Genomic DNA, 19,821 nt, shown 5'->3' with positions numbered 1-19,821 from the left:
TGAACATGCGCGGCCGCTCACCGGGACCGGCTATCGGGCGGGATGAGGCGCCAGATGACGACGGGCCGTTCCCCCGGATCTAGGGCGATGCGGTGGCTCTTGCCATGCAGAGTGAAGCGCCCTCCATTCAGAAGATCCTCGACCTCGATCGCGGCGTGATCCGGCAGGCCGAATTCCCACAGGGGTATCTCGTAGGTGCATTCCTGCCGGTTCCGCGGGTCGAGATTGACCAGGACAAAGACGCAGTTGTCCTTCTCGCGGGTGGTCCGGACATAGGCGAGGATCTGGTCGTTCCAGGCATTCGCGAAACTGATGTTCCGGAAGTCCCAGAGCGCCGGGTTCTCTCGCCGGATCTGATTGAGGCGTCGGATGTGGTCCGAGATGTTCCCGGGCCGATCGTAATCCCAGGTCTTCAGCTCGTACTTCTCCGAATCGAGATATTCCTCCTTGCCGCGAACCGGGGTCCCCTCGCAGAGCTCGAACCCGTTGTAGATGCCGTAGACGCTGGACAGGGTCGCCGCCAGCGTGCCGCGGATGACGAAGCCGGGCGGGCCGCTCGTCTGCAGGAAATAGGGGTTGATGTCCGGGGTGTTCGCGAAGAAGTTCGGCCGGTAGTACTCGCCCATGGAGGTGTGGGCGAGCTCGGTCATGTACTCGATCAGCTCCTGCTTCGTGTTGCGCCAGGTGAAGTAGGTATACGACTGCTGGAAGCCCGCTTTCGCCAGCTTCTTCATCATCTTCGGCCGCGTGAAGGCCTCCGCCAGGAAGATCACGTCCGGATGCTGGCTGTTCACCTCCGCGATCATCCATTCCCAGAACGGAATCGGCTTGGTGTGGGGGTTGTCGACCCGGAAGATCTTGACGCCCTGTTCGACCCAGAACAGCACCACGTCCCGGAGCTCCAGCCAGAGGGACGGCAGGGCCTCCCCATAGAAGTGGACATTGACGATGTCCTCGTACTTTTTCGGCGGGTTCTCGGCAAAGCGGATGCTGCCGTCCGGACGCCAGTCGAACCATTCCGGATGCTCCTTGATCCAGGGATGGTCGGGCGAGCACTGGATCGCGAAGTCGAGGGCAATCTCGAGGCCGTAATCATGCGCCGCCGCAAGGAGGTTCCGGAAGTCCTCCAGCGTGCCGAGTTCCGGGTGGACCGCCTTGTGTCCGCCTTCCTCCGAGCCGATGGCGTAGACGCTTCCGGGATCGTCCGGCGCTGGCGTCAGGGTGTTGTTGCGGCCCTTGCGGTTGGTCTTGCCGATGGGGTGGATCGGCGTGAAGTAGAGAACGTCGAAGCCGAGATCCTTGATGCGCGGCAGCTGGCCGATCACGTCGGTGAAGGTGCCATGGACGGTCGGATCCCCGGATTGCGAGCGGGGAAAGATCTCGTACCAGGCCGAGAACCGGGCGGCGAGGCGGTCGGCGACGACCTCCAGGATGGGTTCGTAGCGCGAGACGTTCTGACGTTCGGCGTTACGGTCGATCAGTTCCCGGTTCTCATCATCGAGCATCAGTTCAAGCTGCGCGACGGAGCCATCCTCGTGCTCCTTCAACCGCTTCACCAGATCCGCCAAGGCGTCCGCATCGGACTCTTCCGCCAGACCTGCGGCCTTCTCCACGATACGCAGGCCCTCGATGGTTTCGAGGCGCACGTTCTGCCCCGCACCGCGCTTCTTCTCGACCTCGTTCAGCCAGGTGGCGAATGGATCGCGCCAGGCTTCGATGGTGTACTGGTAGCGGGCATTCCGCTCCAGCGGGAAACGCCCGGCCCAGCGGTCGTTGTCGACGAAGGCCATGGGAGCCTGGTGCCACGTGCTCTCGCCACACATCCGGTAGAGCAGGGCGGCGTTGAACTTGTCATGGCCGTCGGTGAAGATGTCGGCCGTCACCTCCATGACGTCGCCGGCCACGCGCTTGACCGCCGAGCGGCCGTTGTCGATCTCGGGCAGGACGCTCTCGATGATCACGCGCCCTTCGCCGGTGGGCTGGCGCGAGCGCCTGCGGGTCTTCATCGGCATCGCGCGCCGGGCCGAGAGGATGCGGAATTCCAGCGGCTTCAGGACGATCGCGGACCCGGGCGTGAAGGAAAGCGGCGAGGCGTCCGGCGTCATGTCCCGGAAGCTTTCGAACACGCCGCCGCTGCGGCTGACAAGTGCCTCCGGATCGACGCTCTGCTCGGTGTCCGTCACGTTCGCCAGCACGAGCACTGCGCTGCCGGCCGAAGCGTAGTGCCCTGCATCGTAGCGAATGAGCGCTGCCAGAGAGTTGTCCGGTCCGCTGATCGCCCACTGGGCGCCCTCGCGGTTGGCCGCGGGCAACTCGGTCCGCAGCCGGTTCACGGCCGTGATGAACTCGGAAATGTCGATTCCGGTCATCTCCCGGTGCGCCGGCGTGGTCGCGGCAATATCCAAGGGGCGGCGATAGCCCCATTCGTAGCCGATCGGCATCAGTACGCCCGTGGAGAAGAACGCCGCTAGGGCATAGCGTGCTTTCAGCAGTCGCGCGACCTGCTCCGGATCGTCGTCCGCCTTCGCGGCGAGGCGGCCCGTGTCGTGGTTTTCGGGAAAGGCGATCGAGGGAGCGGACGTGCGCAACGCCTCGTATTGTTCGAGGGCCCACGGCGCCTTGAGATCCCACCACGCGAAGCTGTTGAACAGGAAATCGAAACCCGCATCCACCGTCGCCTTCGTCTCGACGAGGCCGCGTCCGAGGGTCTCGGCCACGAAACGGCATCGGGGATCGCGCTCCTTCGCGGCACGGATAAGGTCCCGCCAGACCTGGGGCGGCACCCTGTAGGCCATTGCGCAACGAAAGCCCCGCACGCCGAGGGTCTGGAGATGCGCAATGTATCCGTTCCAGTACTCGGTCAGGGCCTCGCGCGATCGGGCGCTGCCGTAATCGAGCTGTGCCACGTCCCCCGGCACGGCCCCGTTCGTTGTGCCGTTCGGCTCGAGGATGAAGGGATTCCGGAACTCGCCGTCGTCGTTGCGGTGAAAAAGGTCGGGCCTTTCCTGTCCCAGGCGAGCGTCCGGAGCCGTGTGTCCGATCACCAGATCGACCATCACTCGCAGGCCGAGAGCGTCCGCCTCTTGGACGAAGCGACGGATCTGCGCGTCGTCGTCCTCGCCTTCGTCGCGGAATCGGGGATCCAGGCGATAGGGGTCCCTGATCGCGTAGAGGCTGCCGGATACACCCGTCTCGTGGAACGGATTGACGTACACCCAGTCGAATCCCATTCGCGCAATGCGCGGCAGTTCCGCCGTCCACGCGGAAACCGTTCCCACGAGAAGCGGGAACAGATTGTAGATCCGCGGGCCGAGTTCGACCGGGGAGGGAGCCTCCCTCTTCATGCCTGTACGTTGCCGTTCCATCATATTCATGACTGTGCCCTCAGCACTGAAAACGGGAGATCCGTGAAGAGTTCCGAGATTCGCGTTGTGTTCTGGCCGATCTCTGTGCTTTCACCCGTGATGATGTTGCGCCAGCTCCCCGGCGGAACCTGCACGCTGGTGTCGCCCCAAACCTCCGCCCCCAGAGGGGGAGACTCGTCCTGGATCAGCCTGGTGACGAGGCGGGGCACGATGACGAGGAGGCGTTCCTCGCCGCTGGTACGGGTGAATGCGAGAACGTTCCGGCTCAGGGAACCATGAGGTCGCACGACCTGGTAGTCGCTGGAGGCATAGAGTCCCGGGCACTCGGCGCGATCCGCGAGAAGGGCGGCGAGAACCCGCTGCTTGATGCGCCCATCCTGCCAGTGCGGCATCAGCGAGGCAGCCGGCGCGTTGGCGTCGAGCGCCGCCGTCCGGAGATCGTAGTCAACCGGCCGCCGGTTGTCGGGGTCGACGAGGGAGAGGTCCCACATCTCCGTGCCTTGATAGATGTCCGGCACGCCGGGCAGGGTCACCTTGAGGATCGTGCGCGCCAAGCCGGCCAGCATGCCGGAGAAGGCCAGACGCCGGGCGAGGGGGCGGAAGTCGCTCAGGAACGAGGCTTCGGGATCGAGGAGTTCCCGCATGAGGCCAAGGGTGGCGGCCTCATAGGCTTCATTCACATGAACCCAGCTCGTATGCCGCTTCGCCTCCCTGAGAGCCTTGGTCACGAAGCCTTCGATCCGCTCGCGGAAGGCGGCGACGGCATTCGCCTCCGCTCCTTCGTCGAGGAGCTCGACGGGCCACGCCCCGAGGATCGCCTGGAGGATGAGGTACTGGTCGTTGGCGTCGGGCCGGGCCTCGCCGTCGCCCTTGGCATGAGAGAAGACGGTTTCCTGCCACCGGCGGAGGGCTTCGGCCCAGAGGTCCGGTACCTCGGAAAGGACGTTGAGGCGCGCCCTCGCATCCTCTCCGCGCTTCGTGTCGTGGGTTGCCGTCGCGATCATGGCATGGGGCCAGGAGCGCGCCCGATCCTGGTTGATCCGGTGGAACTCCTCGGCGGGCACCCCGAAATGGTGCGGGTCGCCGCCCACCTCGTTCAGGGAGAGGAGGCGCACATAGCGGTAGAAGAAGGTGTCCTCCAGGCTCTTCGCCATGACCGGTCCGGTAAGCTGCTGGAACCGGCGACGGAACCGGCGCACGAGCTCGGTATCCGGTCCCACGGCGGGTGCGTCGGCGTGGTCCGTGAGAAGGGAGGCCGCGATGAAATCGTGCACGGTCCTGTCCGGCAGCACGCTGTGCCGCTTCGAGGTTTCGATCGTTTCCTCCAGAAGGGCGCGGTCCTCAGGGACCGCTTCAGCCTCTCCCAGATAGGTGCGGTAGACAGGGAAGCGCGCGATGATCTCCGACAAGGCCCTGCGGAGGGCGTAGACGGTGTAATCCCGCGTCCGCCGATCCGAATCCGCCAGCCGCTTGAGATCGGAGGTGAGCACTTCAAGTTCACTGGCGAAACTGGTTTCGAGCACCTCGACCTTCGCCTCGCGCAGCAGGGCTCCGTAGCGCCCTTCGAGGCCGCTCATCGAACGATAGAGCTGCTCCATTTTCTCGGCTGCCGTCGAATCGACGAACACGCCATCGAGGAGATTGAGCACGTCGTAGCCGGTCGTGCCGGCAACGGGCCAGGGGCGCAGAGGCTCACCGGGCTCCAGGATCTTCTCGATCACGATATAGAAGCCGGGGCCCACGGCGGCCTGCAGGGCGCGCAGATAACCCTCGGGATCGGCGAGCCCGTCCACGTGGTCGATCCGCAAGCCCTGGATCAAGCCCTCGCGCACCAGCCGGAAGACCATGGCATGGCTGCGTTCGAACACGTCCGGATCTTCGACGCGCAGGCCCGCCAGGGCATTGATGTCGAAGAAGCGCCGGTAGTTGATGTCGCTCGCGGCGACCCGCCAATGGGCGAGCCGGTACGCCTGCGCCTCGAGAATGCGGTGAAGCGTGCCGAAGCTTTCCGGCAGCCCGACCGAACCGTTGATGAAGGTGACGGCGTGGTCGATCGCCTGCTGGAGCTCGGGCGTGCCGGCGACGGCCTGAGCCAAACGACCCTTGAGCGTTTCGCATTCCTCGGGAAAGGCCGCGCGTCTTTCCGGAATGGTCTCGTCGTTCATGGTCCGGAGGCGCTCGCTGATCGCCAGCATCTCCGCACTGCCGCCACTTGGTCCTGCCGGAAGGGCCGCCAAGGCCCTGTCGAGAATGATCGGATAGGTGAGGGGGCATACGGGGAAACGATGCTCCCAGTGCCAGACGCTGAAACTGCCCTCCTCCGCATCGTAGGTGAGCTTCAGGTCGCCCTTCTCGAGGGCCTCGCCGTAGCGGTCGCCGAGGAATGGGACGATCAGCTTGTGGTTGGCGCCGAGGCGCTCCCAGTCGATGTCGAAGGCGCGCCCGAAGGGCGAGAGCTCGCCCCATTCGAGCACGGACAGCCACCACGCGTTGTCGGCACCGCCGACGCCCATGTGGTTGGGGACGATGTCGAGCACCAGGCCGAGCCCATGCTCCTTCAACGCATCCGTCAGACGCCTGAAGCCGTCTTCCCCGCCCAGTTCGGGATTGATGCGGGAGTGATCGACGATGTCGTAGCCGTGAACCGATCCGGGGCGCGCCGTGTGGATGGGCGACGAGTAGACATGGCTGATGCCGAGCTTCGCCAGATAAGGAACGATGCGGACCGCATCGTCGAAGGTGAAGTCCTTGTGAAACTGCAGCCGATAGGTCGCGCGGGGAGGGGGAGAGGCGAGCGTGCTCGTGCGTGGCTGGATTCCACGTCCTTCCTCGGCCAGGGCGGCGGCGAGCTTCGCAAGCTCGCTGCCCGGCGCGATGATGGCGTCCAGATCGGTCCCGAGCCGGCGCTTCCAGTTCGGATGGCTCTGGTCCTGCCCCGGAAGGTTGGCTTGGTTCAGTTCGCCGGATGCGTCCTCGATCTGCAGACCGACGAGGGAGGAGGGCGTCCGCGCCAGATAGCGCATCATCGGTTCCAGCGGAGGCTCCTCGGGAGCCTCGTGGCCGTGCAGGAGCCCTCGTTCGGACAAGGCCTCGTGGAAGAGCCGGAGATCGTTCCTGCGGCCTCCCCTCTCCCTTTCGGCCGTATCGTGATCGTAGACGCCGAGGGTCTGCCGCAAATCGGTGTCGAGACCGCGCCACCAGCCACGGAAGGTCGGCAGGTCGTGCGTCGTGAACACCGCCAGGGCGGAGCGGGGATAGCTCTCGGGCCGCTTGAAGGCTCCGCCATCCTCTCGTTCGAACCAGAGAACCCGGTAACTCAGGATGCCCGAGGCCATGATCGCGTCGGAGAAGCCTTCCGGCCCTGTGCCGAGATCCTCCGCAATGACCACGCTGCGCGCCCGGTTGCTCTCGAGGCGCAGCACCGCCAGCATCGCCTCGAAGGGATAGGAGACGTAGGCGCCCTGCGCGGCCGACATGCCGGACGGAATCAGGAACAGGCGCTGAATCTGGAAGGCATGGTCGATCCGGATCGCACCGGCATGGCGCATGTTGGAGGCGACGAGTGCGCGGAACGCCGCCAGGCCCTGCTCCTCCAGCGTGAGAGGGTTGAAGGGGGGCAGACCCCAGTTCTGGCCGGTGGGGCCGAAGGGATCGGGCGGCGAACCGATCGACAGGCCCGGCGCGAAGCGCTCGGGATTGGACCAGATCTCGGAACCGCCGGCATCGGCCCCGACGGCGAGGTCGCGATAGAGCCCGATGTTCATTCCGGCCGAGCGCGCCCCATCGGACGCCTCGCCGAGTTGAAGATCCGCCAGCCATTGCAGCCATGCGTGGAATGCCACAAGGTCCGCGCTGTCGCGCTCGAAGGCCCGGACCTCGCGCGAACGGGCGTTCCGGTAGGGCTCGGGCCAGTCGCCGAGCCACCAGCGCTCCTCCCTCCGGAAATGCTCCGAGAGGGCTTCGAACGTGGCATGGGACTGCAGCGCCTCTCCGCCCTTGCGGCGGAACGTTTCGAAGGCGGCGTGATCGCCGCCGTTCTGGAAATCCTCCCAGAGGGCATCGAGAAGCGAACGCTTCAGGTCCCACACCGCCGCATGATCGACGAGCGGTGCATCGCGCAGCGCCGCAAGCCGTTCCTGCATGCCGGAATCATCGAGGAGCCTGGCGGCGCGGCTTTCCGAGAAGCCTGCCACGGCGACGGGGTTGATGAAGATCGTTTCGAGGAAGAGGCGGGAGGAGGGGGAGTAGGGGGAGATCTTGGTGCGGTCGGCGGAGAAAAGGGCGTGAACCGGGCTGAGGCCGAGGAACGAGGCCCCGAACTCGCCCGTACCGGCCGCAAGATCGGCGACGTCGGTATAGTCGCCGATTCCCTGATTGCGGGCCGAGCGAAGGGAATAGATTTGGGTCGTGGTGCCCCACAGGCGGCCGCCCTCGCGCATGGCGCGCGGTTCCCAGCACCGGCGTGGAGCCGCGATGATCGTCGCCTGCGCCGTCCGGCCCTCGGCCTGAACCTGGAGACGGTGATAGCCCAAGGGAAGCGGGGCCAGCATGATCGTGGCGCCCTCGGCGCCATTCGTCACCTTCGCCCGGCCCTCCCGTGTGGCGCCACCCTCTTCCTGCAGGCGCCAGACGACGGAGCCGCTCGTCACTCCGCGAACGGGAACGGTAAACTGGCGCCCGGATTCGGCCGGTATCAATGCGGGCACGAGACCATTCTTCAGGGCTTCGACACGCCCCAGCGTATCGCGCGCCTCGGCCTCGCTTTCGATTTCCAGTCCGAGCCCTGCGAGAACGGCTCTCTTCGACTCGAGAGGGGTCTCGATCGTCTTCCCCTCCTGGTCCCGATACCGGTCGGCGACGCCGACCAATGCGGCGATCCGGCGGATGATCTCGTCATGTCCGCTCATCGGGCAGAATCCTTGATGAACATCCCAGTCCAGGATGGCAGACGTGCGCGCCCGCCTTCATGTTCCATGTTGGAACTGCTCCAGATGGCGGAGCCCGTGCTCCCAACCTCCACCTCGGCGGGGCTCTCGCCGAAATTGGCCACGAAGCGCAGCGTGCCGCCTTCATAGCGCCAGACGACATCGAGGAGTTCCGGCTTCGGCTGGGAGCTGCGAGCCTCGATGAAACGCGTCTTGGTCAGCGGGACGACCTCAGCCTGGCGCAGTTCCAGCAACCGGCGCGTTTCGGCCAGAACCTCGGCATGGGGAGACTTGGATCGCTCCTGCCAGTCGAGTTTCGAGCGGGTGAAGGTTTCCTCCAGCGTCGGATCCGGGATCTGGTCCTGCCCGCCTTCCGCGAAAGACTTGAAGTTGGCAAACTCGCGACGGCGTCCCTCTCTGACGGCGTTCGACAGGGCCTCGTCCTCTGCGAAGTCGACGAAGTAAAGGAACGGTGTCGAGGCCGCCCATTCCTCTCCCATGTAGAGAAGGGGAATTTGGGGCGAGAGCAGGAGCCCCGCGCGGGCCAGGGCGAGCCGTTCGGGCGAGGCGAGATCCCCGATGCGCTCGCCGAAGGCGCGGTTGCCGATCTGGTCGTGGTTCTGAAGGAAGCCGACGAAGGCGGACGGCGGCAGATGGGCGGACGGCTCTCCGCGCGGCTCTCCATCCCGGTGGGCCGATGGTTCTCCCTGATAGGCGAAGCCCTCGGCAAGGCAGCGCCCGAGGCGCTCAACGGGCCGGTCTGCGTAGTCGACGTAGTATCCGTCCGCCTCCCCGGTGAGGAGCGTGTGCCAGCTGTGGTGCAGATCGTCGTCCCATTGGGCGGTGTGCAGGCGTGGACGGCCGCCATCGCGCCCAAGCCAGCGAGCCTCGTTCGCATCGTTCTCGAGCACGAGGTGCACCTCCCGGTTGGGGAGCGCGGCACGGGCCCGCTCGGCGATCTCGGCCAGAATATGCTTCTCGCTGTCGTCGAGAATGGCATGGACCGCGTCGAAGCGCAGGCCGTCCGCATGGTACTCTTCGAGCCAGTAGATGGCGTTGTGAACGAAGAAGTCGCGAACCGCCGTCGCATCCGAGCCGTCAAAGTTGATACCGGCGCCCCATGGGGTCTGGTGTCGTTCGGTAAAGAACGATTTCGCATAGGCGTGGAGGTAGTTTCCCGATGGTCCGAAGTGGTTGTAGACCACGTCGATGAACACCATGAGGCCCAGTGCATGGGCGCGATCCACGAGGCGCTTCAGATCGTCCGGTGTGCCATAGGCGGCATCGGGCGCGAAATGCAGGACACCGTCATAGCCCCAGTTGCGGCTTCCCGGGAATTCCGCGAGCGGCAGGAGTTCGATGGCCGTGATGCCCGCGTCGCGCAGGTCTTCGAGCTTGCCCATGAGGCCGGCATAGGTGCCCTCCGGCGTTGCCGTTCCCACGTGCAGCTCGTAGAGAACCGTTTCCTCCCAGGGGCGACCGGTCCAGTTTCCGTCGGACCACGTATAGGCCGCCGGATCGACGACGACGCTTTCGCGGTGGACATCGTCGGGCTGGAAGCGGGACGCCGGATCGGGGACCACAAGGCCGCCATCGATCCGGAACGCGTAGCGGCTTCCGGCCCGCGCCTCGGGCACGGTCAGGCGGTGCCAGCCGCCATCCTCCTGGGTGAGGGGGCGCTCGGCCCCGTCGAGCACCAGGGCAACCTCCTGCGCGGTCGGGGCCCACAATGCAAAACGCACGCCATCATCAGTGATCGTCGCCCCGAAGGGCATCTCATGAACCCGCCGCATCGCGGTTCCCCCACCTGCTAATCGTGTTGAAAGAGAACTAGGGACCGGGGCTTGATCGGGAACATGCCTCCGGGCCGGACAATAAAAGAATTTTCGCGTACGAGCCCTTCGGGCAGGCTTGTGTCGAACACCTGGATCCAGCGGCCATTCGGGATGTCCTTGGGCAGTTGGAACTTGATCCGTTGAGGCGCGGCGTTGATCAGAAGCAGCAGTCGGTGGCCGTCGGGCGCGTCGTTGCCGAGCTGCATGCCGAAGGTGCGCCTTTCGCCATCCGCCCAGTCCCTGTCGCCCATTTCGCGCCCCTCCGGCGCAAGCCAGTGCACATCCTTCAGCCCGTCCTCCGACACCGGTGCGCCGCTGAGAAAGGAGTTGCGCCTGAAAGCCATGTAACGGCGGCGGAGCGCGATGAGGTTGCGTACGAAGTCGAGGAGATTCGGGTCCGTTGAGCTGGCCGCCAGCCAGTCCAGCCAGCTTGTCTCGTTGTCCTGAGCGTAGGCGTTGTTGTTGCCCTTCTGGCTGCGGGAGAATTCATCCCCCATCAGAAGCATGGGAACGCCCTGCGAGAAGAAGACCGTGGCCAGCAGATTGCGTTTCATCTGCGCCCGAAGGGACAGGATCTTCGGGTCTTCCGTCAGCCCTTCCACACCCCAGTTCGAAGACAGGTTATGGCCGTGGCCGTCCTTGTTCCCCTCGCCATTCGCCTCGTTGTGGCGCTCGTTGTAGCTGACGAGGTCCTGCAGGGTGAAACCGTCGTGCGAGCAGACGAAGTTGATGGAAGCATAGGGCGCCCGCCCGGACCACCCATAGATCTCGCGCGAGCCGGTCATGACCCGCGTGAGTTTCGGAAGCTGCTCCGGATCGCCGCGCCAGAAGGCCCTGACCGTGTCCCGGAACTGGTCGTTCCACTCGCTCCAGCCCATCGGGAAGCCGCCGACCCTGTATCCGCCTCCGCCCAGGTCCCACGGTTCGGCGATGAGCTTGACGCGGCTCAGCACCGGGTCCTGTCCGACCGCCCGAAGGAAGCCGGCCCGATGGGAGAAGTCGTACGGCTCGCGCGCGAGGCTCGTCGCCAGATCGAAGCGGAAGCCGTCGATGTGGTAGGTCTCGACCCAGTGGCGCAGGGAATCGAGCACCATCTGCAGCACGCGCGGGTGGTCCAGGTTGACCGTATTGCCGGTGCCGGTCGTGTCCCAGTAGAAGCGTGGATCGGGTGAGAGCTTGTAGTAGCTCGCATTGTCGATGCCCCGGAAGGACAGGGTAGGGCCGAGGTGATTGCCTTCGGCGGTGTGGTTGTAGACCACGTCGAGGAGCACTTCGATCCCTGCTTCGTGCAGGGTCCGAATGGCGCTCTTGAAGCCGAGGATGCCGTCTTCGCCGAGATAGCGAGGCTCGGGCGCGAAAAACGCGAGGGTGGAATAGCCCCAATAGTTGCGAAGGCCCTTCTCGACGAGAAACCGGTCGTCCGCGAAGCCGTGGATCGGCATCAGCTCGATGGCCGTGACGCCGAGCTTGACCAGATGCTCGACGACCGCAGGATGTCCCAGGGCCGCGTAGGAGCCTCGGACGGGTTCCGGGATGTCCGGGTGCAGCGCAGTCAGCCCCTTCACGTGCGCTTCGTAGATGACCGTATCGGTCCAGGGACGGCGCAGCGGGCGGTCGTCGCCCCAGGGATAGAACGGGTCCTCGACCACGCATTTCGGCATCATCGGGGCGCTGTCGCGCCGGTCGGGCGTCAGATCGCTGCGATGGGCGCCTGAGCGGTAGCCGAACAGGGCATCGTGCCACCGGATCCGGCCGTGGAGCTGCCTCGCATAGGGGTCGATCAGGAGCTTGTGAGGATTGAAACGGTGGCCGTGCCGCGGCTCATAGGGGCCGTGCACCCGATAGCCGTAGAGCTGCCCGGGCTTGATGCCTTCCAGATAGCCGTGCCAGATCTGGTCGGTCCTCTGGGGAAGCTGGATTCTTGCCGTCTCATGCCGCCCGGTCGGGTCGTAGAGACAGAGCTCCACAGCAGTGGCATGGGCAGAGAAGAGCGAGAAGTTGACGCCCTTTCCATCCCATGTGGCCCCGAGCGGAAGTGGCGATCCGTCGTCAACCCGGAGCATGGGCGACCCGGTTGCGAGGCCGGCCGCTGCCGCCCCTGTCGCCTTCCGGTACAGCGGGCAGGTCGTCGCAAAGGGCAGTCAGGAAGCTTCGGCACCAGTTGTCGATTCCGTTCGAGCGCAGCCGGATCATCAGGGCGTTCCAGCGCTCCTTGCGTTCCTCGATCGGCATCTCGACCGCCCGCGCGATGGCTGCGGCGGTTGCTTCGGTGTCGTAGGGATTCACGAGGAGCGCGGCATCGAGCTCATGCATGGCCCCGGCGAAGCGAGACAGAACGAGCACGCCGGGATCGTCCGGATCCTGAGACGCGACGAATTCCTTGGCCACGAGGTTCATGCCGTCACGAAGCGGGGTGACGAGGCCGACCCGGGCCATGCGGTAGAGGCCCGCGAGCTGGGTGTGGCCGATGGTCTTGTTCAGGTAGCGGATCGGCGTCCAATCCACTTCGCCCAGATTGCCGTTGGTCCAGCCGGCCTGCTCGGCGATCTCGTGCTGCATCTTCTTGTATTCGGGCACGTCCGAACGGGATTTCGGCGTGACCTGGAGGTAGACGACGCGGTTGCGCAGTTCGGGATTCGAGCGAACGCAGCACGCGAAGGCCTCGATCCGCTGCTTGATGCCTTTGGAATAGTCGAGACGATCGACGCCGATGATCAGGTCGCGGTTGCCCATGCTGGCGCGCATGCGCCGCACCACCGGGTTCCGCTCGGCGCTCGCTGCGGTCTGGGCGAAGGCATCCGTCTCGATCCCGACCGGGAAGGAGCCGATCTTGAACCGGTGGGAATCCACCTGATACTCGCCGTTCCCGACCGGAAACCCGATCCTCTCGCGCATCAGGCACTGCCGGAAGTTCTCGGCGTCCTGCGGAGTGTGGAACCCGACGACATCGTAGGAAGCGAGGCCGTTCAACAGCCGCTCGTACGAGGGCAGGGCGCTCGCGACGTCAGATGGCGGCCAGGGGATGTGGAGAAAGAAGCCGATGCGGTTGCGGCACCCGAGCCGGCGGAGTTCCGCTGCCAGTGGGATGAAGTGATAGTCGTGAATCCAGATCGTATCGTCTGCGTTCAGGAGGGGCGCCAAGGCCTCGGCAAAGGTCCGATTCACCCGGAAGTAGCCCTCGGTCTGGCTTCGGTCGATCTGCAGGAGATCAAGGCGGTAGTGGCAGATCGGCCAGAGGACCCGGTTGGCGAAGCCGGTGTAGAAAAGGTCGAAATCCTTCTTCAGCACGTCCAGCACGGCGAAGGTGATGTTTCCTGCCTCGACGATGTGAGGCATGTTCTCTGCCCGGTCGACCGTCCTGCCCGACCAGCCGAACCACAATCCGCCCTGCTGCTTGAGAGCGCCCTCCAGGGCGACCGCCAGGCCGCCGGCACTGGAGGTTCCGTCCTTCGTGGGAAGCGGGACCCGGTTCGACACCACGACCAGCCTGCCCGACGGATTGCCTCGGGCGAGTTCCACCCGATCGAGCCTTTCATTCTCCGCGGCTCGAGCCTTGGTGGAGGACTTCATGGAGCTTGGCCGGCGTTGCGGGGGAGTGCCTGAAGGCTCAAACCGGCTGCCCATTGGGTTGTTCATTCGCAAATCGACCATGTGGGAGATTGGTCAAGTTACAACCGCCAGCCGCCGCAGGTGTTCCGCAACGATGCAAAAAGCGTAGCAGTGATGCCGCTAGGATTTTATGGAGACATCAGGAAATTATATTAGAATGCTGCGGAAGAAAGGTCACATTCGCGCGATAAAGCAGAAGCTTGACAGGATCAGTCACTGCTTTCCCAATTGACAGAAAGGCCGAAGCAATTTCTGACGATTCCGAGCTTCGACCTATCACACGTCAGGCCAGAGACCAGCGAGGACACAACGATGATCGATCTAGAGCAGAAGATCCGCGAGCGGGCTTATCACATTTGGGAGCAGGAGGGCCGTGTTGACGGTCGCGCCGAAGAGCATTGGCAGATGGCCAAGCTCGAGCTGGCAAGCCTCGACGAGACCCCGGCTGCGGCGCTTGAAGTGGCTGCCGAGCCGGCAAAGAAGAAGGGCCGCACGGCGAAGCCGAAGGCCGTTGCCGCTGTGCCGGCAGCCGCTGCCGCGCCTGCGCCGCGCCGCCGTCGTGCTGCGGCGACGCTGCAGTAAGCTCCGTGCCTGACGGCATCGAAGGGCAGGGCGCATTGCTCACGATGCCCTGCCCTCGGTGCTGATATTGGTCGTGACCCGGCGCAGGTCCCTTGCGCCGGGTTTTTCATGCGGTGTCGCGGGCAGGATCGGCGCTTCGAAGAGCGCTTGCGTGAGCGTGGCCGCGCTCGTACCAGCCCTGGCTGCGGTTCACGATCCATACGACCGAGAGCATGACCGGGACCTCGATCAGAACCCCTACCACCGTTGCGAGGGCGGCCCCCGAGTTGAAGCCGAACAGGCTGATCGCCGCCGCAACCGCAAGCTCGAAGAAGTTGCTCGCGCCGATCAGCGCAGAGGGGCCCGCGACGCAGTGCTGCTCGCCCGCGATGCGGTTCAGCAGATAGGCGAGACCCGAGTTGAAATAGACCTGGATCAGGATCGGCACGGCCAGCAATGCGATGACGATCGGCTGGGCCAGGATCTGCTCGCCCTGGAAGCCGAAGAGCAGCACCAGGGTCGCAAGAAGAGCGACGAGCGACAGCGGCTGCAGAACGCGGAGCAGGCCGGCGAGGGCGGCTTCACCGCCCCTCGCCAGGAGGCGCCCTCTCAGGAACTGCGCCAGCACCACGGGAATGACGATGTACAGCACCACCGAGAGGACGAGCGTGTCCCACGGAACGGTGATGGCGGACAGGCCGAGCAGGAGGCCGACGATCGGCGCGAAGGCGACGACCATCACCACATCGTTCAAGGCCACCTGACTCAGGGTGAAGTGCGGCTCGCCCCTGGTCAAATGGCTCCACACGAACACCATGGCCGTACATGGCGCCGCCGCCAGGATGATCAGCCCGGCGATGTAGGAATTGATCTGGTCCGCAGGCAGATAGGGCCTGAACAGATAGCCGACGAAGAGCCATGCCAGTGCGGCCATCGAGAACGGCTTCACGGCCCAGTTGATGAAGAGGGTGACGCCGATCCCGCGCCAGTGCTCCCGGACCCGTCCCAACGAGGCGAAGTCGATCTTGATCAGCATCGGCACGATCATGAGCCAGATCAGAGCCGCGACAGGGAGATTGACCCGGGCGATCTCCAGTCCACCGACGGCTTGGAACAGGTCTGGGAACGCATGGCCGAGTGCAATGCCGGCGACGATGCAGAGGGCGACCCAGAGGGTCAGATATCGTTCGAAAACGGACATGGTCCTTCCTCACCCATTCGCCGCGATGTCCGCGGGCGCACCGTTATCCGCGCCCGCGCCGGACTTTCCGATCTCCCGCAGTTTCTCCTGAAGCGCGAGATGGTCGATGGAGCTGATGGGAAGCGCCAGGAACAGCTCGATCCGTCGCCGGAGCATGCGATAGGCCTCGTCGAAGGCGAGGGCGATCTGGGCCTCCGACCCTGTAACCGCGGCTGGGTCGGGAATGCCCCAATGGGCGGTGGCCGGGCGGCCTGGCCACACCGGGCAGGCTTCATTGGCAGCGCTGTCGCAGACGGTGAACACGAAATCCATGACCGGGGCGCCCGGCTCGGCGAACTCGTCCCAGCTCTTCGAGCGCAAAGCCGAAACATCATGCCCGAGATTGCGCAGGAGGTTGATGGCGTACGGATTGACCGTTCCGCGCGGCTGGCTGCCGGCGCTGTAGGCGCGAAAACGTCCTTCGCCCAACTGGTTCAGAATAGCCTCCGCGAGAACGGAACGGGCCGAATTGGCCGTGCAGAGGAAAAGGACGTTGTAGACGCGATCAGCCATCGGCAGGCTCCTTCGGAGGGCAGCAGGGTATGAGGTCTTCCATCAGCGGGGCGCACACTGTCGGGTGCCCGCCACAGCAATCCTTGAGGAGAAAGGTCGCCACTTCCCGGAAACGAGCCAGATCGGCCCGGTAGATGATCGAGCGGCCCTGGCGCAGTGAGCGGACGAGCCCCGCCCGGGATAATATTCCCAGATGGGACGACATCGTGTTGTGCGGAACGGCGAGCTGGCGGGCAATGTCGCCGGCCTGAAGCCCACCGGGCTCGTGCTTCACGAGGAGCCGGAAAACTTCGAGGCGCGTGGACTGGGCCAGGGCGGCAAGGGACAGGATGACTGCTTCTGATTCCATATGTCGAGACTTATCGACATATCGTGCGCTCGGCAAGTTCCATGTGCGGAGCGGGAGCAAGCCCAGCGGACCGGCGCCGTCGGCGTCAAGGCCATGTGAGCGCCGGGATCGGTTCCCAGCTCAACGCCAGCGAATTCGCCTTGGTCGCGTGCAAGCTTGTCTGCAGCGAAGGGCAGGTCGGTTCGATTGGGCGGGAACGGATCCGCAGTTCGTCCTGGTCAGGTGGCTTGCGATGCGAGATGCCGGACCGCTCGGGCTTCCAGGGCAGAGGTGCCCGCGCCTCTATACGTAATTCGCATAAGATATATTATGGAACTAAAATTGATGTGCGGCAGGAAGGACTTGTCTAGATCCGGCCTTTCATAAAGGCGGTCCTCGGTTTCAGGAGCCCGGCGCGTCCGCCGGAACATCCCGGCCTATCTGCACGAATCCACGTCGACCCGCAGGCCGTCATAGGCCGGCTCGATGTGCGGCGGCAGTTCGCTGCGGAGCGTCTCGTAGTCCAGATCCGTGTGCAGGTTCGTCAGGATGGCGCGCTTCGGCTTGACCTGCTCGATGAGGCTGAGCGCCTCCGAGACGGAAAAGTGCGTTGGATGCGGCGTGTAGCGCAGTGCGTCCAGGATCAGAACGTCGAGGCCCTCCAGATGGCGCATGCTGGCCTCGGGCATCTCGCTCACGTCCGGGGCATAGGCGATGTTCCCGAAACGGAAGCCGAAGACGTCGATGTCGCCATGGATCATCCTGAACGGCACGGCATGGACCCGTCCGCCCGGTCCGGAGATCACCGTCTCGACATCCTCGTCGAGACGATGGGCCTCGAGAATGGGCGGATAGCCGCTTCCCGGCGGCGTCTCGAAGCAGTAGCCGAACCGCATCATCATCAGCTCGCTCGTCATGCGGCCGGCGTAGATCGGCATCCTCCGGCGCATGGCGATGACCAGCGGGCGGAGATCGTCGATGCCGTGCACATGATCGGCATGTTCGTGTGTGAACAGCACCGCATCCAGGCGCTTCACGTCCGCATCCAGGAGCTGTTCCCGGAGGTCTGGCGACGTGTCCACCAGAACGCTCGTCGTTCCATCCTGGCCGATCCTCTCGACGAGAACCGAGCAGCGCCGGCGCCGGTTCTTCGGGTTCGTCGGGTCGCAGGCGCCCCAGCCGGCGCCGACGCGGGGCACGCCGCCGGAGGATCCGCAGCCGAGGATCGTCAGTCGCAAGGTCATGCCGCCGCTTGCCTGTCTGCCTCGGCCGCCTTGGAGAAGAGCCGGTAGAAATTGGCGGTGGTGATGTCGGCGATCTCGGCCTCCGTTACGCCCACGACCTCCGCCAGCACCCGGGCCGTATGAGCCACATAGGCGGGCTCGTTGGTCTTGCCCCGGAACGGCACGGGCGCGAGGTAGGGCGCGTCGGTCTCGACGAGCAGCCGGTCCTTGGGCACCGAGGCGGCGATGCGGCGGATTTCCTCCGAGTTCTTGAAGGTCAGAATGCCCGAGAAGGACACGTAGAGCCCCAGTTCGACCCCGACCTCAGCCAGTTTCGCACCTGACGAGAAGCAATGGAGCACGGCTGTGAAGCGCCCTCGCCCCATCTCCTCGGAGACGATCCGGATCATGTCCTCGTCGGCGTCCCGTGCGTGGATGACAAGCGGCAGTCCCGTTTGCCGGGACGCAGCGATATGCGCGCGGAAAACCTGCTGCTGCACGTCCCGCGGGCTCTTGTCGTAATAGTAGTCGAGACCGGCCTCTCCGATGGCGACGCAGCGGGAATGGGCCGAGAGTTCCACCAGCCGTTCCGCCGGCACGTCCGGCTCAAGGGCGGCGTTGTGGGGATGCGTTCCGACCGTGAAGAAGACGCTCGGATGCGCTTCCGAAAGAGCCCGGTAGGTCTCGAACCGCGAGACATGGGTCGAGATCGACACCATCCGGCCGATGCCCGCGTCCGCGGCGGCGGCGAGCACATCGGGGAGGCGGGTCTGGAGGTCAGGGAAGTCGAGATGGCAGTGGCTGTCGATCAACATGATGGAAGGCGCCCTCCTCTTCCGACGCCTTGTAGAGGAAATCCACCCATAAAGCCGTTCGGGTCCCCTCGTCTACCGAGGGGCTCATCCGGTGGCGGATGCCTGTTGAGAATCGTCCTTGGCTTCGTGCTGCCGCATCCGGCGCATTCTCTCCTGGTGGCGGCGGATGGGCGGCTCGTCGTAATCCTGAGGCCGCGCCACGGGCACCGTGAGGCAGACGCTCTGCGCCGGAAGGACGTCGCACCAATCCTCGATCAGCTGCTTGTAGCAGCGGCCCACAGGGCGGATGTTGCGATCGAGATCGTAAAGCCCGACCGGCGTGACCCGGTTGTTTTCCTCCCGCAGGGCGACATCCCAGTCCATCTGGTCCGTCAGCGAGTACCAGGTGAACCCGACGATGGGCACGCCGGTATTGCGGACCCGCAGGACGTTGGCCCATTGCTTCCAAAGCCAGTTCACCGCCTCGTCACCGCGAGGACCCTCCATGAGGTTCGTCTCGGTGTGCATGACCGGCAGCTTGTAGCGGTCGTAGTACTGCCGGGTGATCTCGTCGTAACCGAAGACGTCGCCGGAGGCGGTGGTCGTGCCGTCCGCCTTCACCCGATGCTCGTTTGTGACGTAGTAGTCGTTTCCCATGATGCAGTGATGGCGCAGGGACGAGCGCGTCAGGAAGAAATGGTACTCGTCCCGGGTCATGCCGTTGTCCATGAGGAACTCGTACATCTCGGAGTCGACGCGGCGGCCGTAATTGAGGTCGAGCGACAGGAAACGCCTCGCGTTCATGATCTCCGCGGGCTTGATGGCCGCCGGGTTCTCGGCGTGGAAGTACTCGGTCGATTCGCTCTGGATGAAGATGGCGTCCGGCCGGACCTTCAGGATGCGTTCCATGGCCAGGACATTGCCCTTGACCAGGTGCTTGAGGGCCGTGACGAAAGCCCGGTCACTCCGCATCTGCTCGTTCCACCAGCCATAGGCCGCCGAGAACGTGGCGCAGATGAACATCTCGTTGATGGGGGTGTAGAGCTGCACCCAGGGGAACCGGCGGGCGAAATCCTCTGCGTAGGCGGCGAAAAGCTCCGGAAAGTCAGGGTTCTGGAAGTTGCCGATCCAGTCGGGAACGCCGAAATGGCAGAGGTCGACGATGGGAATGATGTTGCGGCGCCCGATCTCACCGAACGTCATGTCCGCGAAGGACCAGTCGTAGCGGCCGGGGCCCACGAAGGTGGTGTGGAGGGGCGGACCATAGCGCAGGACCTCCAGATCGAGCTCCTTGAGGAGCTCGAAATCGGTCCTCCAGTGCTCGTAATGGCCGCACTTCTCCATCTGGTCGATGCGCGTGCGGCCGTTGTTGATGGTCGGGATGCTGTTCTCGATCCCGGTCGCGAACATGAAGGTGGTGAACATATT

Annotated in this window: 12 protein-coding genes; 1 reads left to right on the top strand and 11 read right to left on the bottom strand. The window is 64.7% G+C overall.

What is annotated here, in order from left to right; translation table 11 throughout:
* Positions 1–17: 17 nt before the first annotated feature.
* The 5 genes from ACFOYU_RS05300 to otsA are packed head-to-tail and all read right to left on the bottom strand — an operon-like array spanning position 18 to position 13,695.
* A complete protein-coding gene (locus ACFOYU_RS05300) occupies positions 18–3,344 on the bottom strand; it encodes a maltotransferase domain-containing protein (RefSeq protein ID WP_377032739.1) in 3,327 nt (1,108 codons plus the stop codon).
* Between the two features lie 26 nt (positions 3,345–3,370).
* Complete coding sequence (locus ACFOYU_RS05295; RefSeq protein WP_377032738.1) at positions 3,371–8,272, bottom strand: malto-oligosyltrehalose synthase; 4,902 nt, start codon at positions 8,270–8,272, stop codon at positions 3,371–3,373.
* Complete coding sequence (gene treZ / locus ACFOYU_RS05290; RefSeq protein WP_377032737.1) at positions 8,269–10,083, bottom strand: malto-oligosyltrehalose trehalohydrolase; 1,815 nt, start codon at positions 10,081–10,083, stop codon at positions 8,269–8,271. Before treZ ends, ACFOYU_RS05295 begins: the two co-directional genes overlap by 4 nt.
* A gap of 17 nt (positions 10,084–10,100) precedes the next feature.
* On the bottom strand, positions 10,101–12,188 hold the full coding sequence (glgX, locus tag ACFOYU_RS05285; protein WP_377032736.1) for a glycogen debranching protein GlgX: 2,088 nt from the start codon (positions 12,186–12,188) through the stop codon (positions 10,101–10,103).
* Entirely contained in the window at positions 12,175–13,695 is a 1,521-nt protein-coding gene (gene otsA / locus ACFOYU_RS05280) for an alpha,alpha-trehalose-phosphate synthase (UDP-forming) (protein WP_377032735.1), read from the bottom strand. Before otsA ends, glgX begins: the two co-directional genes overlap by 14 nt.
* Positions 13,696–14,046: 351 nt before the next feature.
* On the opposite strand from otsA, the gene ACFOYU_RS05275 reads away from it, so the two are divergent.
* Entirely contained in the window at positions 14,047–14,316 is a 270-nt protein-coding gene (locus ACFOYU_RS05275; RefSeq protein WP_226742393.1) for a DUF2934 domain-containing protein, read from the top strand.
* A 106-nt stretch (positions 14,317–14,422) separates the two neighbouring features.
* On the opposite strand, the gene arsB is transcribed toward ACFOYU_RS05275, so the two are convergent.
* From arsB to ACFOYU_RS05245, 6 genes are all read right to left on the bottom strand, one after another.
* The gene (gene arsB / locus ACFOYU_RS05270) at positions 14,423–15,496 is read right to left on the bottom strand and encodes an ACR3 family arsenite efflux transporter (protein ID WP_377032734.1); all 1,074 of its coding nucleotides are present in this window, start codon (positions 15,494–15,496) and stop codon (positions 14,423–14,425) included.
* A gap of 9 nt (positions 15,497–15,505) precedes the next feature.
* Positions 15,506–16,048 carry an arsenate reductase ArsC gene (locus ACFOYU_RS05265; RefSeq protein ID WP_377032733.1) on the bottom strand — a complete coding sequence of 181 codons (543 nt, stop codon included), beginning with the start codon at positions 16,046–16,048 and terminating at the stop codon, positions 15,506–15,508.
* Entirely contained in the window at positions 16,041–16,397 is a 357-nt protein-coding gene (locus ACFOYU_RS05260) for an ArsR/SmtB family transcription factor (protein WP_377032732.1), read from the bottom strand. The genes ACFOYU_RS05265 and ACFOYU_RS05260 overlap by 8 nt, the downstream gene beginning before the upstream one ends.
* A 416-nt stretch (positions 16,398–16,813) precedes the next feature.
* Positions 16,814–17,620 carry an MBL fold metallo-hydrolase gene (locus tag ACFOYU_RS05255; protein ID WP_377032731.1) on the bottom strand — a complete coding sequence of 269 codons (807 nt, stop codon included), beginning with the start codon at positions 17,618–17,620 and terminating at the stop codon, positions 16,814–16,816.
* A complete protein-coding gene (locus ACFOYU_RS05250; protein ID WP_377032730.1) occupies positions 17,617–18,414 on the bottom strand; it encodes a TatD family hydrolase in 798 nt (265 codons plus the stop codon). The genes ACFOYU_RS05255 and ACFOYU_RS05250 overlap by 4 nt, the downstream gene beginning before the upstream one ends.
* Before the next feature lie 84 nt (positions 18,415–18,498).
* Positions 18,499–19,818: a family 1 glycosylhydrolase gene (locus tag ACFOYU_RS05245; protein WP_377032729.1), complete on the bottom strand. Its 1,320-nt coding sequence runs from the start codon at positions 19,816–19,818 to the stop codon at positions 18,499–18,501.
* Positions 19,819–19,821 lie beyond the last annotated feature (3 nt).

The sequence above is a fragment of the Microvirga sp. GCM10011540 genome (assembly GCF_042650665.1).
In the GTDB taxonomy this organism is placed as follows: Bacteria; Pseudomonadota; Alphaproteobacteria; order Rhizobiales; family Beijerinckiaceae; genus Microvirga; species Microvirga lenta.
The sequence above is the reverse complement of the archived record's forward strand: the minus strand, read 5'-3'. Positions and strand labels throughout refer to the sequence as shown.

Coding starts and splice junctions, on each gene's coding strand:
- ACFOYU_RS05300 (WP_377032739.1), bottom strand. CDS start 3,344: ATGAAGAGGGAGGCTCCCTCCCCGGTCGAACTCGGCCCGCGGATCTAC.
- ACFOYU_RS05295 (WP_377032738.1), bottom strand. CDS start 8,272: ATGAGCGGACATGACGAGATCATCCGCCGGATCGCCGCATTGGTCGGC.
- treZ (WP_377032737.1), bottom strand. CDS start 10,083: ATGCGGCGGGTTCATGAGATGCCCTTCGGGGCGACGATCACTGATGAT.
- glgX (WP_377032736.1), bottom strand. CDS start 12,188: ATGCTCCGGGTTGACGACGGATCGCCACTTCCGCTCGGGGCCACATGG.
- otsA (WP_377032735.1), bottom strand. CDS start 13,695: ATGAAGTCCTCCACCAAGGCTCGAGCCGCGGAGAATGAAAGGCTCGAT.
- ACFOYU_RS05275 (WP_226742393.1), top strand. CDS start 14,047: ATGATCGATCTAGAGCAGAAGATCCGCGAGCGGGCTTATCACATTTGG.
- arsB (WP_377032734.1), bottom strand. CDS start 15,496: ATGTCCGTTTTCGAACGATATCTGACCCTCTGGGTCGCCCTCTGCATC.
- ACFOYU_RS05265 (WP_377032733.1), bottom strand. CDS start 16,048: ATGGCTGATCGCGTCTACAACGTCCTTTTCCTCTGCACGGCCAATTCG.
- ACFOYU_RS05260 (WP_377032732.1), bottom strand. CDS start 16,397: ATGGAATCAGAAGCAGTCATCCTGTCCCTTGCCGCCCTGGCCCAGTCC.
- ACFOYU_RS05255 (WP_377032731.1), bottom strand. CDS start 17,620: ATGACCTTGCGACTGACGATCCTCGGCTGCGGATCCTCCGGCGGCGTG.
- ACFOYU_RS05250 (WP_377032730.1), bottom strand. CDS start 18,414: ATGTTGATCGACAGCCACTGCCATCTCGACTTCCCTGACCTCCAGACC.
- ACFOYU_RS05245 (WP_377032729.1), bottom strand. CDS start 19,818: ATGTTCACCACCTTCATGTTCGCGACCGGGATCGAGAACAGCATCCCG.